The organism is Rhizobium sp. CF080 (genome assembly GCF_000282095.2).
Classification (GTDB): domain Bacteria; phylum Pseudomonadota; class Alphaproteobacteria; order Rhizobiales; family Rhizobiaceae; genus Neorhizobium.
In genome coordinates, this window is sequence record NZ_AKKC02000002.1 from 1,030,560 (window position 1) to 1,044,372 (window position 13,813).

Consider the following 13,813-nt stretch of genomic DNA (forward strand, 5'->3'; position numbering starts at 1 on the left):
TGGACGGAATTCGCTCCTGAAATGCGAACATGCAGCGTTCCCTGTCGTTGTTTTTGGGTGCCTACTTGCGAGGCTTGGGCAAACAATAGGCGATTTAAGGAAACATGCAAGCATGTTTGATCAAATGAGCGTAACTCTTTTGGGTGGGCAAATCACCGGCACGAGGAAGCGCTTCCGAAGCGCGAGCGCATCGATATAATATAAATATTTCAATTATTTATGTATCATGGGTTGCGCTGCGACCCTTAGGCGCCGGCAAACATCGGGCCGCCTTTATGGGCCGGAAAACCGTAGCCGTTGATCATCACCAGGTCGATATCGCTGGCCCTTGCGGCTATCCGCTCCGTCAGCAGGGCCTCGCCTTCCAAAGCCATAGCACCGAGCATTCTTCGGAGAATTTCGTCCTTCGAGAATGCACGGGGGGTGATGCCCTTGTTGGCCCGGGCGGCTTCTATGATGGCGGTCACTTCGGGATCGATTGTCCGCTTGCCGTCCGGGTAAGCGTACCAGCCTCGACCGGCCTTCTGGCCCAGGCGGCCCGCTTCGCAGAGCGTATCGGCAATTTCGACATAACGCACCGAAGGATCACGGGTCGCCGCCTGCCGCTTGCGGCGTGCCCAGGCGATTTCGAGGCCGGCCATGTCATAGACGGCGAAGAGGCCCATCGGGAACCCATAATCCTCCAGCGCAGCATCGATCTCGTGCGGCAGGGCGCCGTCTTCCAACAGGAACTCCGCCTCGCGGCGATAGGCCGAAAAGATGCGGTTACCGATGAAGCCTTCGGTGACGCCGGTGACGACCGGCAGTTTGCGCAGCTTCTTGGCGACCGCCAGCCCCGTCGCCAGCACGTCTGGCGCGGTTCTGGCGCAGCGTACGACCTCCAGGAGGCGCATCACATGGGCGGGCGAGAAGAAGTGCAGGCCGAGCACCCGTTCCGGGTTCGCGGTCGCGGCGGCGATCTCGTCCGGGTTCAGGTAGCTGGTATTGGTCGCCAGCACGGCATCCGGGCGGATGACCTTGTCGAGACGCCGGAAGAGATCGGTCTTGACGGCGAGATCGTCGAACACGGCTTCGACGACGAGATCGCAGGGCGCGAGATCGATATCGTCCGCAGTCACGGAAAGCCGCGCCTTCTGGGCTTCGAAATCGGCCTGGTCGAGACGGCCCGAGGCGACGTTGCGTTCCAGCAGGCCGATAATGCGGTCAAAGCCCTTTTCGGCGGCTTCGACAGTCTGGTCGAGGCCGATCACCGAATAGCCGGCCCCAAGGGCTGCGACGGCGATGCCGCTGCCCATCAGGCCAAGGCCGCAGATGCCGATCGTCTTGACCGAGCGAGGTTCGACGCCTTCCAGTTCTTCGACCTTGGAAGATTCCCGTTCGGCGAAGAAGACATGGCGAAGGGCCGCCGCCTCGCGGCTGTCGCGAAGCGCGAGGAATGTGGCACGTTCGTCCGCCAGGCCTTCGGCGAGCGGACGATTGGACGAGGTGACAAGCCTGACCGCTTCCGCGGGCGCCTTCTGGCCGCGCGCCCTGGCGAGGATTTTGACTGAAGCCTTTTCGACCTCGACCGGATCCACGGCAGCGACGTTCAGTTCGCCCGTGCGGCGGAGGGGTTTGCCGGCCAATGCCGAAGCAGCGGATATCGCAGCCTCGACGAGATCGCCTGCGGCAACCTCGTCGATTATCCCGAGCTTCAAGGCCTCGTCGACCTTCACGGAACGCCCCGAGGTGATCAGGTCGAGTGCCGCCGGGATGCCGATCAGACGCGGCAGGCGTTGCGTTCCGCCGGCGCCGGGCACGATGCCGAGTTTGACTTCCGGCAGGCCGACCTGTGCGGCCGGCGATGCGATGCGATGGTGGCAGGCGAGTGCCACTTCGAGGCCGCCGCCGAGTGCTGCGCCATTCAGCGCAGCGAGGACGGGCTTGGACAGGCCCTCGATCTTTTCGATGACATCAGGCAGGGTCGGTTCCATGGCCGGCTTGCCGAATTCCTTGATGTCGGCGCCGCCGATGAACGTCTTTCCGGCGCCGGTGATGACGACTCCGGCCACATCGCCGGCCGTTTCGGCATGGGCAAGCGCTTTCTCAAGCCCGCCGCGGACATCGACGGACGTGGCGTTGACCGGCGCGTTGTCGATCGTGACGACCAGAACTCCGTTGCGGGTCGTGGCTGAAACCGTGGCGGAAAATTCGATCGTCTTGTTCATGATTGCCTCAGGCCGGAATGACGGCGGTCGCCTGGATTTCGATCTTGGCGCGGTCTTCCACCAGCGCCACGACCTGCATGGCGGCCATTGCCGGGAAATGCTTGCCGATGATCTCGCGATAGACCTGGCCGATGCCCTTCAGGTTTCCGAGATATTCGGCCTTGTCGGTAAAATACCAGGTCATGGTGGTGATGTGCTGCGGCCCTGCACCGGCCTCAGCCAGTATGGCGACGACGTTCTGCAGCGTCTGGCGCACCTGGCCGACGAAATCGTCGGTCTCGAACTGGCATTGGCCGTTCCAGCCGATCTGCCCGCCGACGAAGATCTGGCGGCCGTTGGCGGCGACGCCGTTGGCGTAACCGATCGGTTTTGCCCAGCCTTCAGGCTGCAGAATCGTGTGCATCATCGTTCTCCAAATGCTGTGTCAGCGCGGCGCGCATATCGTCTGGCCAGGGAAGGGCCTTGTGGGTTTCGTTCGAAGTGGCGACGAGCCGTTGCTTCGCCGTCCAGAGCAGCCGGTCCCCCGCCCGCACCTCGTATTCGAGATCGACAGAGCTGTTGCCGATCCGCATAACCTTGATGGTGAAATCCATCATATCGCCATGGTAGCCTGGGCTCTTGAACGCGACGTCCAGCGTCACGGTCGGCACGCCAATCTTGCGATGACTGATCATGTCCGGCCAGGGCGAGCCGATCGCGCCGAAAAATTCCTCGCAGACCCCCACCAGTATGTTCAGGTAGGAGGGGAAATAGGCGATGCCGGACGGATCGCAATCTCCAAAGTTCAATCGGCGGGAGGTCGTGTAAGCCATGGTCCCCCTCACGCCTTCAACAGTTCGCGGGCGATGATGAGCTTTTGCACCTCGGTCGCGCCTTCGTAGATACGCAGCGCCCGGATTTCCCGGTAGAGGCTCTCGGTGATCTCACCGCTCTTCACGCCGCGGCCGCCAAAGATCTGCACCGCCCGGTCGATGACGCTTTGGGCGTTCTCCGTTGCGACCATCTTTGCCATTGCGGCCTCCTTGGTGGTCGGCAGGCCCTGCACGTCGCGGCGCCAGGCGGCCCGGTAGGTGAGAAGCGCGCCGGCATCGATCTGCGCTGCCATGTCGCCGAAAGCGGCCTGGGTGAGTTGCAGGTCGGACAGGTGATTGCCGAACATCGGCCGCGCTTTCGCATAGGCAACCGCTTCGTCCAGCGCTCGCTTGGCAAAACCGAGCGCCGCGGCGGCGACGGAGGCGCGAAAAATGTCGAGCGTGCGCATGGCGATCTTGAAGCCTTCACCCGGCGCACCCAGCAGGCGCGAAGCCGGAATGCGGCAGTTTTCGAAGCGGATCGTTGCCAGCGGATGTGGGGCGATGACATCGATGCGCTCGGCGATCGAGAAGCCCGGATCATCGGCGAACACGACAAAGGCGGAGATGCCGCGCGTGCCGGGCGCTTCGCCGGTGCGGGCGAAGACCGTATAGACATCGGCGATGCCGCCGTTGGAAATCCAGGTCTTCTCGCCATCAAGGATATAGTGGTCGCCATCTCTGCGAGCAGCGCAGGCCATGGCGGCGACATCCGAGCCGGCTTCCTTTTCCGACAGCGCGAAGGCGGAGATCCACTCGCCGGACTGCGCTTTCGGCAGAACCTCGCGGCGCAACTCTTCCGAACCGGACAGGCCGATCGCGCCGGTGCCGAGGCCCTGCATGGCGAAGGCAAAGTCGGCCAATCCGTCATGCCAGGCGAGTGTTTCGCGGGTCAGGCAGGCGGCGCGGCTGTCGATCGGCTGGCTGCCGCCGGCGCCGGTCGCGGCATCCAGAAGGCCGGCTTGTCCGAGGGCCTTGACGATCGCCCGGCAGGCGCCGTCGGTGTCCGAATGGTCGATATGACTCAGCGCACCGGAAGCCGCGAAGGCATCGAGCTTTTCGGCGAGCGCCTTGTGGCTCTCGTCGAAGAACGGCCAGTCGAGGAAATCGCGTGCTGGTCCTTTAAGCGTGGTCGGCGCTGCCATCGTCAGTTGCCCTCGAAGACCGGCTTGCGCTTTTCGGCAAACGCCTCGAAGGCGCGGCGGAAGTCCTTGGTGGCCATGCAGACCGCCTGGGCCTGGGCTTCGGATTCGATCATCTCGTCGATGCCCATGGCCCATTCCTGGTTCAGCATGGTCTTGGTCATCGTGTGGGCGAACCACGGGCCGTCGGCCAGCGAATGGGCGAGCTTGACTGCTTCGGCTTCCACCGCATCGCCAGCGTGCAGGGCGTTGAAGAAGCCCCAGGCCTGGCCTTCCGTGGCGCTCATCGAGCGGCCGGTGAAGAGCAGTTCGGCGGCGCGACCCTGGCCGATGATACGCGGCAGGATCCCGCAGGCACCCATGTCCGCGCCCGCAAGGCCGACACGGGTGAAGAGGAAGGCGGTCTTGGTTTCCGGCGTCGCCAGCCGGATGTCGGAGGCCATGGCAAGGATCGCGCCGGCGCCCATGCAGATGCCGTCGACGGCAGCGACGATTGGCTGCGGGCACTTTTTCATCGCCTTGACGAGATCGCCGGTCATGCGAGTGAAGGCCAGCAGATCCGGCATCGCCATGTGGGTCAGCGGTTCGATGATCTCGAAAACATCGCCGCCGGACGAGAAATTGCCGCCGGCGCCGGTCAGCACGATCGAGCGGATATCCGACGCGTAGACGAGATCGCGGAAAAGATCGCGCAGTTCCGCGTAGCTTTCGAAGGTCAACGGGTTCTTGCGTTCCGGGCGGTTCAGACGGATCGTCGCCACGCGGCCGTTTTCGCTGACTTCCCAGAGGAAATGTTTCGGCTGATAATCCTTGAACGGGCGGAGATGTCCCGCCATTGATGCCTGTTCGCTCATCCTGCCAATACCTCCCCACCGGCAACCGCGATTGCCTGTCCGTTGATCGACGCCGCTCCGGGCGATGCCAGCCACAGAACCGTGTCTGCGACCTCCTCCGGCTTCACCAGCCGCCCCTGCGGATTGCTCTTGGTAAATTCCTTCAATGCCTGCTCCTCCGTCCGTCCGGTCTTGGCGACGATCGTTTCGATCGAGCGGGCGATCAGTGGCGTGTCGGTAAAGCCTGGGCAGACGGCATTGACCGTGATGCCGGTCTTAGCCAGTTCCAGCGCCAGCGAGCGGGTGAGGCCGATAACGCCGTGCTTGGCAGCCACGTAGGCCGAGACATAAGCATAACCGGTGAGCCCCGCGGTCGAGGCGATATTGATGATGCGGGCGCCTGAGCCGAAAGCCTTGAGATCCGGCAGCACGGCCTGAGTGACCAGGAACACGCCGGTGAGATCCACCGACATGACCCGGTTCCACATCTCCAGCGAGGTTTTTTCGAAGGGCGCGCTGGGGCCTTCGCCGGCATTGTTGACGAGGATATCGACGGGACCGAAAGCGCCATGTGCCGTCTTCAGGCCGTTGTCGATGGCGATTTCGTCGGTAACGTCGAAGCCGTCCGCGACGCAGACCTTGTCCTTACCGAACTTCTCAGCCAGCGCCTCCAGCGGCTCTGCCCGACGGCCGGCCAGCGTCACGCGTGCGCCGGCTTCCACCAGCGCTGTCGCGATCGCCGCACCGATGCCCGAGCCCGCGCCGGTAACGAGGGCATGGCGGTTGGCAAGCCTGGCGGAAGTCGCTTCACTCATGACGCGATCCTCATTTCGCCGCCGTCGGACCGACAGCCGGAGGAGCCGCCGCGGCCGCAGCACGGGCGAGGTTGGTCTCGTATTGCGCCTTGCCGGAATAATACTGTTTTGGCCAAGGAATGCTGGTCAGGCCGATCTTTGCAGCTTCATGCAGGACCCAGGCCGGGTCGGCGAGATGCGGGCGGGCGACGGCGCAGAGATCGGCGCGGCCGGCGGCAATGATCGAGTTGGCATGGTCGGCTTCCGAAATCGCGCCGACGGCGATGGTCGGGATGCCGATCTCGTTGCGGATCTTGTCGGAGAAAGGTGTCTGGAAGAGACGGCCATAGACCGGCTTTTCTTCCTTCCACACCTGGCCGGACGAGCAGTCGATCAGGTCGGAGCCGGCATCCTTGAACATCTGCGCATAGATCGCCGCATCTTCCGGCGTGTTGCCGCCCTCGAACCAGTCGTGGCAGGAGAGGCGAACGGAAATCGGCTTGTCGGCCGGCCAGACTTCCCGGATCGCCTTGAACACTTCCAGCGGATAACGCGCGCGGTTCTCGTGGCTGCCGCCATATTCGTCGGTGCGGATATTGGTGAGCGGCGAGAGGAAGCTGGATAGGAGATAGCCGTGGGCGCAGTGAAGCTCCAGCCAATCGGCGCCGGCTTCCGCCGCGAACTTTGCAGAGCGCACATGGTCGGCGGTGACCCGGTCCATGTCGGCGCGGTCCATCGCCTTCGGAACGTGGCTGCTCTTCATATAAGGCAGAGCCGAAGCGGAGATCAGATCCCAGCCGCCATCCTCGACCGGCTGGTCGATGCCTTCCCAGGCGACCTTGGTCGAGCCCTTGCGGCCGGCGTGTCCCAGCTGGATGCCGACCTTGGCGGCAGAATTGTCATGCACGAAGGAAACGAAGCGCTTCCACGCCGCCGCCTGTTCCTCGTTCCAAAGGCCGAGGCAGCCGGGGGTGATGCGGGCATCCGGCGAGACGCAGGTCATTTCCGCAAACACCAGGCCGGCGCCGCCGAGGGCACGGGAGCCGAGATGAACCAGATGGAAATCGTCCAGCAACCCGTCCTTGGCGGAATACATGGCCATCGGAGACATGACGATGCGGTTCGGCAGGTGGGTTTCGCGCAGCGAATAGGGCGTGAACATCGGCGGCAGGGTGCGGCTGTTGCCGGTCACCTCGATGCCGTTTTTCTTCGCGAACCAGCGCTCATAGCCTTCCAGCCATTTCGGATCGCGCAGGCGCAGGTTTTCGTGGCTGATGCGCTGCGAACGCGTCAGCATAGAATACATGAACTGTTCCGGCTCCAGCGTATCGGCGTAGCGCTGGCCGACGACCTCGAACCATTCCATGGCGTTGCGGGCCGCATTCTGGATGCGGGCGACATCGACGCGGCGGATTTCCTCGTAGGTTTCGAGAACCGCGGGGATCCTGTCCTTGGTATGGCCGAGCTTGTTGAACTGGTTCGTGAGTTCGATCGCATCGTCGATCGCGAGCTTGGTGCCGGAGCCGATCGCGAAATGGGCGGTATGGGCGGCGTCGCCCATCAGCACCACATGGGAATTGCCGTTGAAATGGCTCCATTTGCCGCAGATCAGGCGGTTGAAGTTCAGCCAGGCGGAGCCGCGCAGATGCCGCGCATTGGTCATCAGCTCGGAGCCTTCGAGCACTTCCGAGAACAGATCCTGGCAGAAGTCGATAGATCCCTGCTGGTCCATCTGGCCGAGGCCGTGCTTTTCGTAGGCCTCTTCGGTCGTCTCGACGATGAAGGTCGAGGTCTTGTCGTCGAACTTGTAGATATGCGCCTGGAACCAGCCGTGATCCGTCTTGCGGAAATCGAAGGTGAAGGCGTCGAAAAGCTTGTTGGTGCCGAGCCAGATATAGCGGTTCGGACGCACCACGAGGTCCGGCTCGAAGACGTCCGGGTAACGGTTGCGGATCTTCGAGTTGAAGCCATCGGAGGCGATGATCAGGTCGGCATCGGGATAATCGAGATCGCCGCTGGAATCGGTCTCGAAGACGAGCTCAACGCCCAGCGCTTCGCACCGGCGTTGCAGGATGTTCAGGAGCTTCTTGCGGCCGATGCCGACGAAGCCATGGCCGGAGGTGCGCTGGCGCGTGCCCTTGAAGAGCAGCTCGATATCGTCCCAGTGGTTGAACGCATCCTCGATTTCGGCAGCACTTTCCGGGTCCCAGGCCTTCATCGAAACCATGGTGGCGTCGGAGAAAACCACGCCCCAGCCGAACGTGTCGTAAGGCTTGTTGCGCTCGACAACGGAGATCGAATGCTCCGGGTGCTGCTTCTTCATCAGAAGCGCGAAATAGAGGCCGGCCGGGCCGCCACCGATACAGACGATGCGCATATCCAAGTCCTCCTGGCGTTCAGTCATTCATTATTTTAAGTTTAAAGTATATGGCGTCTGATCGAACCGTCAAGCGGATAATTCCTGCGACTTGGGTTTTATCGGACGGCCAGTTCAGACTTCGGTTTTTCGCTCCAGCCAGCCCGGATCGTATTCCGGCAAGGGGATCGCATCGAGAAGCGCGCGGGTGTAGGCGGCGGAAGGCGAGGCGAACACCCGCTCGCACGGGCCTTCCTCGACGACCCTGCCGAGCCGCAGCACATAGACATGATCGCAGATGGCGCGGATGACAGAGAGATCGTGGCTGATGAAGGCCATGGCAAGGCCGAGTTCCGTCGAAAGCTCCTTCAGCAGCTTCAGGGCCTGCGCCTGGGTGGAAACGTCAAGGCCGGAGACGATCTCGTCGGCCAGCACGAAATCCGGCTGCATCAGTACGGCGCGGGCGATGCCGATGCGCTGGCGCTGGCCGCCGGAAAGCTCGTGCGGGTAACGATCGAGGCAGGCGGCGGGTAATGAGACGCGGTCGAGGACAGTTTTGACTCGGTTCAGCGCCTCAGCGGTATCGCCGGCGATACCGTGCAGGAGAAGCGGGCCGGTCAGGATGCGGCGGATCGTATGGCGCGGGTTGAGCGAGGCCATCGGGTCCTGGAAGATCATCTGCATGCGGCGTCGCAGAGGCCGTATCTCGTTTTCCGGGATATGGGTGATGTCCTTGCCGTCGAAGGTGATGTTGCCGGAGGACACGTCGACAAGGCGCAACAGCGCGCGGCCGAGCGTCGTCTTGCCGGAACCGGATTCGCCGACGATGCCGATCGTCTGGCCGCGTCCGATGTGAATATCAACACCATGAAGAACCGGCGTCGGCGGTTTGCCGGAGCCGAAGAGGCTGGCGCGCTTGCCATAGGTGACTTCGATGCCGGTCGCGACGAGGAGGTTTCTGTCCATCAGCGGATCCCGATTTCCTGGCGGAGTGCGCGAAAAACCTCTTCCGGCACCGGTTCCAGGCCGGCATCCGGCCGGTCGTAACGTGGGCCGGCGGCGATCAGCGCCCTGGTGTAGGCATGCTGCGGGTTTTCAAGCACCGAGCGCACCGGCCCGTCCTCGATGACCTTGCCGCCATAAAGTAGCGTGACGCTGTCGCAGATCTGCGCGACGATGCCAAGATCGTGGGTGACGAACAGCACGCCGGTGCCCTGCACCTCCTGCATATGGCGGATGAGGCGGAGGATTTCCTTCTGGACCGTTACGTCGAGCGCGGTCGTCGGCTCGTCGGCAACCACGAGTTCTGGCTCGACGGCGAAGGCTGCGGCGATCAGCACGCGCTGGCGCATGCCGCCGGAGAGCTGGTGCGGAAAGCTTGCCATTGCCCGGTCGGGATCGCGGATCTGGACGTCTGCCAGCAGTTGCAGGGCACGCGCCTCGGCGGCCTTTGCGGAAAGCCCGCGTTTCAGCCGTAGCCCATCGGCGAGCTGGACGCCGATGCGGCGGCCCGGATTGAGTGCGGTTTGCGGGTCCTGCGGGATCAGCGAAATCTCCGAACCCATGATGTTGCGCAGTTCAGGCGGTTTCATGCCCAACAGATCGCGGCCCTTGAAGTTGATCCAGCCGCCGGTGACTCGCACCGTGCGTGGCAGGATGCCGAGGATCGCCTTGGCGATGGTCGATTTGCCGGCGCCGCTTTCGCCGACGAGGCCGCGGACCTCGCCCTTCCTCAGGGAAAGGTTGACATCGCGCAGGACCGGCAGACCGCCTTCACGATCGGAGACGGCGGAGAGGCCGGTCACATTGAGAAGAGCGTCCGTCATCGTCTCATCACCGGATCGAGCGCCCGGCGCAGGCCGGCGCCAAGCTGGTTGAAGGCGAGAACCGTGGCGAAAAGCACGGCGAGCGGCGCCACGAGCAGCCACCAGGTATGGTGGATCAGCTGTCGCCCCTGCGCGATCATGCCGCCCCAGGTGGGCGTATCGGAGGAGACCGACAGTCCGACGAACGAGAGGATCGCCTCGACCACGACGGCTATACCCATTTCCAGGCTGACGAGCGCGATCAGTACCGGGACGATGTTGGGAAAGATTTCCCGCGTCAGGATTTTCATGCGCGAAAATCCGACGGTGCGGGCGGCGGTGATATAATCGAGCTGTGCCTGGGCCAGCGTCTCGGCGCGAACGACGCGGCAGAAACGGGTCCAGTCGATGATGACGATCGCGGCGATCACAGAATGTACGCCGGAGCCGAAGACGGCGACCAGCAGGATCGACAGGAGCACCGGCGGGAAGGCCATCCAGATATCGACGATCCGCGAGATGATCCGGTCCGTCCAGCCGCCGTACCAGCCGGCGAGCAGGCCAAGCACCGTGCCGATCAGCGCCGCGAGACTTGCGGAGACGAAGGCGACGAAAAGCGCGATGCGGCTGCCGTAAAGAAGTCGGGAGAGGACGTCGCGGCCGAGGTCGTCGGTTCCGAGGTAATAACCGGGTTCAGTGCCGTCGATCCAGGCCGGGGGTAGCGAACCGAGCATCAGGTCCTGTTCCAGTGGGTCTTTTGGCGCGATGAGCGGTGCAAAGATCGCGATGACCAGAAGCAGCAGGATGAAGCCGCCGCCAAACAGCACTTTCGGCTGGGTGAGCAGCGTCTTGACACGGGAGGGCGGTCGGGTCTGGGCCACGGGCGCGGCGATGGTGATCGGCTCAGCCATGACGAAGCCTCGGGTTGAGGGCGGCGGCCAGGAGATCGACCACGAGATTGATGACGATGAAGATCGCGCCGAAGACGAGTACCAATCCCTGGATCAGCGGCAGATCGCGATTGATTACCGCGTCGATCGCCATGTTGCCGATGCCGGGATAGGAGAAGATCCGCTCGACGATGACCGTGCCGCCGACGAGGAAAGTGAACTGCACGCCGGTCAGCGACAGGGCAGGTCCGATGGCGTTGCGCAGGGCTTCCTGCAGCACGAGGCGGATTTCCGACATGCCCTTGAGGCGGGCCAGCAGCACGTAATCCTGCACCATGGCCTCGAGCAGTGCTTCTTTGAGAATACGGGTGATGACGGTGGCGAGTGGCAGGGCGAGCGCCAGAACCGGCATGACCATATGGGCGGCGACATCAAGGAAGACGTCGAGGCGCAGGCGGACGAGGCTTTCGGCGAGATAGAACGGCGTCACGAAATCGATCGACAGCGTTGGGTCGATGCGGCCGGAAAGCGGAAAGATCGGGAAAAAGACGCCGAGCAGGAGAACCAGCGCCAGCGCCCAGACGAAATCGGGCACGGCCAGCAGCACGCCGTTTGTGGCGTCGATTGCCGGTTCCAGAGGTGTGCGGCGGGAAAGCGTGCCGATCACCGCGACCGTACCGCCAATCAGGATCGCGACAATCAAGGCCGCGAAGGCGAGTTCAAGCGTCGCTGGCAGGCGCCCCAGCAGCAGTTCCAGAACGTCGCGGCGGAGCGAGATCGAGGTGCCGAAATCGCCGATCAGCACCGCCTGCAGCCAGACACCGAATTGGGCCGGCAGGCTGAGATCGAGCCCGTACTTGGCGCGCAGCGCCAGGATGTCGGCGGGGCTGGCGCCCGGCGCGATCATCATGGCGATCGGATCGCCCGGCACGACGCGCAGCAGCACGAAGACGATCAATGCGACGCCGAACAGCGTTACCGCCGCCATGACAAGCCGATTGAGGATGGATATGGCGATCATCAATTACTCCCTCTTCTCCCCGGCGGGGAGAAGATGCCCGTCAGGGCAGATGAGGGGGATGAGGAGCGTCAGCGACGAATATCCTTGACGCGGCGAGCGCAGGATAGATCGTGCCGTGCCACCCCCTCATCCGACCCTTCGGGCCACCTTCTCCCCGCTGGGGAGAAGAGGGACTCTATCTCAGGCCTTCGACACCAGCGTCGGCTGCAGCGCGCCGGAAACGTTCGGCACGACCTTCAGCTTGTCCTTGTAGACGATCGGCTGCACATACTGGAGGAGCGGGATGACATAGCCCTGTTCGGCGATGTATTTGCTGACCGCCTTCCAGCCGGCAATGCGCTTCTTCTCGTCCTTTTCGCCCCAGAGCGGCATGATCATGCTGTCCAGATCGTCCGTGTTCCAGACCGAGTGCGGCGAGGGGCCGAACATGGCAAAGCCGGTGGAGGTGGTCGGGTCGGCGACCGCGTTGCCCCAGTTGTAGAAGGCGGCGGGGGCGAGCTGGTCGGCGGCGCGCAGTTCGTAGTGCTTGGCGATCTCGTAGACTTCGATCTCCGCCTCGATGCCGACGCGGCGCCACATGCCGACGATCGCCTGGATCATTTCGTAATCCTTCGGCTTGAAGCCGCGCGTCGTCTGGATCTTGAATTTTACCGGCTTGTCGGTCGAGAAACCGGAGGCCTTCAAGAGCTCCTTGGCCCTGTTCTGGTCGTAGCCGACCTTGATCGAGGCGTCATAGGCATCGTATTCGGGCGCTTCCAGCGTATCGATCGGCACGCCGTAACCTTTCAGCAGCCGGTCGACGATCGACTTCTTGTCGATCGCGTGATGGGCTGCGAGGCGCACGTTCTTGTCGAGCATGGCGTCGATATTGTTCAGGAAGATCATGCCGATATCCGAGATCGGCTTTGCCACGCCCTTCAGGCCCTTCTTGTCCTTCAGGCGGTCGTATTCCTCGTAAGGGATTTCGAGCGTGATGTCGGACGATCCGGATTCGATTTCGGCGACGCGGCTGGTCGCGTCCGGCACGAACTTGAAGACGACCGTGTCGAAGGCCGGCTTGCCGCCGTAATAGTTCGGGTTGGCCTTCAGGCGCAGGAAAGCGTTGCCCTCGTACGCATCAACCATATACGGCCCGGTGCCGATCGGTTTCTTTTCAAAACCTTCGGCGCCGACCTTTTCGTAATAGGCTTTCGGCATCACATAACCCGTCAGGAAGGCCATCCACTTGAAGAAGGTCGGGTCGTATTGCTTGACGTCGCCGGTGATGCGCTTGCCGTCGACCTTGTAGTTGCTGACGCCGCCCCAGACGAACTGGATCGGGTTACCGGTTTCCGGCTTGGCGGCGCGTTCCAGCGACCAGACGATATCGGCCGGGGTGAAGTCGGATCCGTCATGCCACTTGACGCCCTCGCGGACATCCATCCAGACCTTGGTCTTGTCGTCGTTCCAGCCCCAGGCGGTGAGCAGGCCCGGCTGGAAGGAGAGATCGGGACCCTGGCCGATGAACTGGTCGAAGATCGAGCGATAGATCGCCTGGATCGTCGGGTTGACCGCGGAGGGACCAACCGTCGGGTCGAAGGAGGGCAGGTTGACGTTATAGGCGATGGTCAGCGTCGAGCTGTCCTGCGCGAAAACTGCATTACGTCCGGAAAATACGCCTGTCAGAAAAGTGGCCGCGCCCAGGCTCAATGCCTGGCGCCGGGAGAGCGTCGTCATGGTCCAACTCCATTGTTCCCTGGTGGCCAAACTTGCGGACAGGCTGTCCGTGTCGGGCTCATTCGTGTGGATGGTTGAACGTTAAAATAAGTGCGGAACGGCGGCAAGGACTATTTGCAACCATCGGGCGGTCGATTTTCGTGCCGAAACGAACAAATAATATGCATTAGCATATATAATGGTTCTCGTTGGCGCCTA

At 62.8% G+C, this 13,813-nt stretch carries 12 protein-coding genes; all 12 read right to left on the reverse strand.

The features are described from left to right. Positions 1–245: 245 nt before the first annotated feature. The 12 genes from PMI07_RS06130 to PMI07_RS06185 all read right to left on the reverse strand — a co-directional run bounded on the left by PMI07_RS06130 (position 246) and on the right by PMI07_RS06185 (position 13,615). Positions 246–2,207, reverse strand: a complete 1,962-nt coding sequence (locus tag PMI07_RS06130; protein WP_007765835.1) for a 3-hydroxyacyl-CoA dehydrogenase NAD-binding domain-containing protein — start codon at positions 2,205–2,207, stop codon at positions 246–248. Between the two features lie 7 nt (positions 2,208–2,214). Then, positions 2,215–2,610 (reverse strand): RidA family protein, encoded by a 396-nt coding sequence (locus tag PMI07_RS06135; RefSeq protein WP_024163605.1) that lies wholly within the window; start codon positions 2,608–2,610, stop codon positions 2,215–2,217. Beyond that, positions 2,588–3,019 carry a thioesterase family protein gene (locus PMI07_RS06140; protein WP_007768982.1) on the reverse strand — a complete coding sequence of 144 codons (432 nt, stop codon included), beginning with the start codon at positions 3,017–3,019 and terminating at the stop codon, positions 2,588–2,590. The genes PMI07_RS06135 and PMI07_RS06140 overlap by 23 nt, the downstream gene beginning before the upstream one ends. An 8-nt stretch (positions 3,020–3,027) precedes the next feature. Beyond that, complete coding sequence (locus PMI07_RS06145; RefSeq protein ID WP_024163606.1) at positions 3,028–4,203, reverse strand: acyl-CoA dehydrogenase family protein; 1,176 nt, start codon at positions 4,201–4,203, stop codon at positions 3,028–3,030. Between the two features lie 2 nt (positions 4,204–4,205). Further along, positions 4,206–5,054, reverse strand: a complete 849-nt coding sequence (locus tag PMI07_RS06150; RefSeq protein WP_007771728.1) for an enoyl-CoA hydratase family protein — start codon at positions 5,052–5,054, stop codon at positions 4,206–4,208. Beyond that, positions 5,051–5,848, reverse strand: a complete 798-nt coding sequence (locus PMI07_RS06155) for an SDR family NAD(P)-dependent oxidoreductase (RefSeq protein WP_007771730.1) — start codon at positions 5,846–5,848, stop codon at positions 5,051–5,053. Before PMI07_RS06155 ends, PMI07_RS06150 begins: the two co-directional genes overlap by 4 nt. Before the next feature lie 10 nt (positions 5,849–5,858). Then, positions 5,859–8,204, reverse strand: a complete 2,346-nt coding sequence (locus PMI07_RS06160) for a bifunctional salicylyl-CoA 5-hydroxylase/oxidoreductase (protein WP_024163607.1) — start codon at positions 8,202–8,204, stop codon at positions 5,859–5,861. A gap of 114 nt (positions 8,205–8,318) precedes the next feature. Then, positions 8,319–9,149, reverse strand: coding sequence for an ATP-binding cassette domain-containing protein (locus tag PMI07_RS06165; RefSeq protein ID WP_007756999.1), 831 nt, complete (start codon positions 9,147–9,149; stop codon positions 8,319–8,321). Beyond that, the gene (locus PMI07_RS06170) at positions 9,149–10,009 is read right to left on the reverse strand and encodes an ABC transporter ATP-binding protein (RefSeq protein WP_007756998.1); all 861 of its coding nucleotides are present in this window, start codon (positions 10,007–10,009) and stop codon (positions 9,149–9,151) included. Before PMI07_RS06170 ends, PMI07_RS06165 begins: the two co-directional genes overlap by 1 nt. Continuing rightward, positions 10,006–10,899: an ABC transporter permease gene (locus PMI07_RS06175; RefSeq protein WP_007756996.1), complete on the reverse strand. Its 894-nt coding sequence runs from the start codon at positions 10,897–10,899 to the stop codon at positions 10,006–10,008. Before PMI07_RS06175 ends, PMI07_RS06170 begins: the two co-directional genes overlap by 4 nt. Then, complete coding sequence (locus PMI07_RS06180; protein ID WP_007756995.1) at positions 10,892–11,899, reverse strand: ABC transporter permease; 1,008 nt, start codon at positions 11,897–11,899, stop codon at positions 10,892–10,894. The genes PMI07_RS06175 and PMI07_RS06180 overlap by 8 nt, the downstream gene beginning before the upstream one ends. A 180-nt stretch (positions 11,900–12,079) precedes the next feature. Then, positions 12,080–13,615: an ABC transporter substrate-binding protein gene (locus tag PMI07_RS06185; protein ID WP_007756994.1), complete on the reverse strand. Its 1,536-nt coding sequence runs from the start codon at positions 13,613–13,615 to the stop codon at positions 12,080–12,082. Between the last annotated feature and the right edge of the window lie 198 nt (positions 13,616–13,813).

Excerpts from the sequence above, each read along its gene's own strand:
- PMI07_RS06160 (WP_024163607.1), bottom strand. The coding sequence starts at position 8,204 with ATGCGCATCGTCTGTATCGGTGGCGGCCCGGCCGGCCTCTATTTCGCG.
- PMI07_RS06130 (WP_007765835.1), bottom strand. The coding sequence starts at position 2,207 with ATGAACAAGACGATCGAATTTTCCGCCACGGTTTCAGCCACGACCCGC.
- PMI07_RS06170 (WP_007756998.1), bottom strand. The coding sequence starts at position 10,009 with ATGACGGACGCTCTTCTCAATGTGACCGGCCTCTCCGCCGTCTCCGAT.
- PMI07_RS06150 (WP_007771728.1), bottom strand. The coding sequence starts at position 5,054 with ATGAGCGAACAGGCATCAATGGCGGGACATCTCCGCCCGTTCAAGGAT.
- PMI07_RS06180 (WP_007756995.1), bottom strand. The coding sequence starts at position 11,899 with ATGATCGCCATATCCATCCTCAATCGGCTTGTCATGGCGGCGGTAACG.
- PMI07_RS06135 (WP_024163605.1), bottom strand. The coding sequence starts at position 2,610 with ATGCACACGATTCTGCAGCCTGAAGGCTGGGCAAAACCGATCGGTTAC.
- PMI07_RS06140 (WP_007768982.1), bottom strand. The coding sequence starts at position 3,019 with ATGGCTTACACGACCTCCCGCCGATTGAACTTTGGAGATTGCGATCCG.
- PMI07_RS06185 (WP_007756994.1), bottom strand. The coding sequence starts at position 13,615 with ATGACGACGCTCTCCCGGCGCCAGGCATTGAGCCTGGGCGCGGCCACT.
- PMI07_RS06155 (WP_007771730.1), bottom strand. The coding sequence starts at position 5,848 with ATGAGTGAAGCGACTTCCGCCAGGCTTGCCAACCGCCATGCCCTCGTT.
- PMI07_RS06175 (WP_007756996.1), bottom strand. The coding sequence starts at position 10,899 with ATGGCTGAGCCGATCACCATCGCCGCGCCCGTGGCCCAGACCCGACCG.
- PMI07_RS06165 (WP_007756999.1), bottom strand. The coding sequence starts at position 9,149 with ATGGACAGAAACCTCCTCGTCGCGACCGGCATCGAAGTCACCTATGGC.
- PMI07_RS06145 (WP_024163606.1), bottom strand. The coding sequence starts at position 4,203 with ATGGCAGCGCCGACCACGCTTAAAGGACCAGCACGCGATTTCCTCGAC.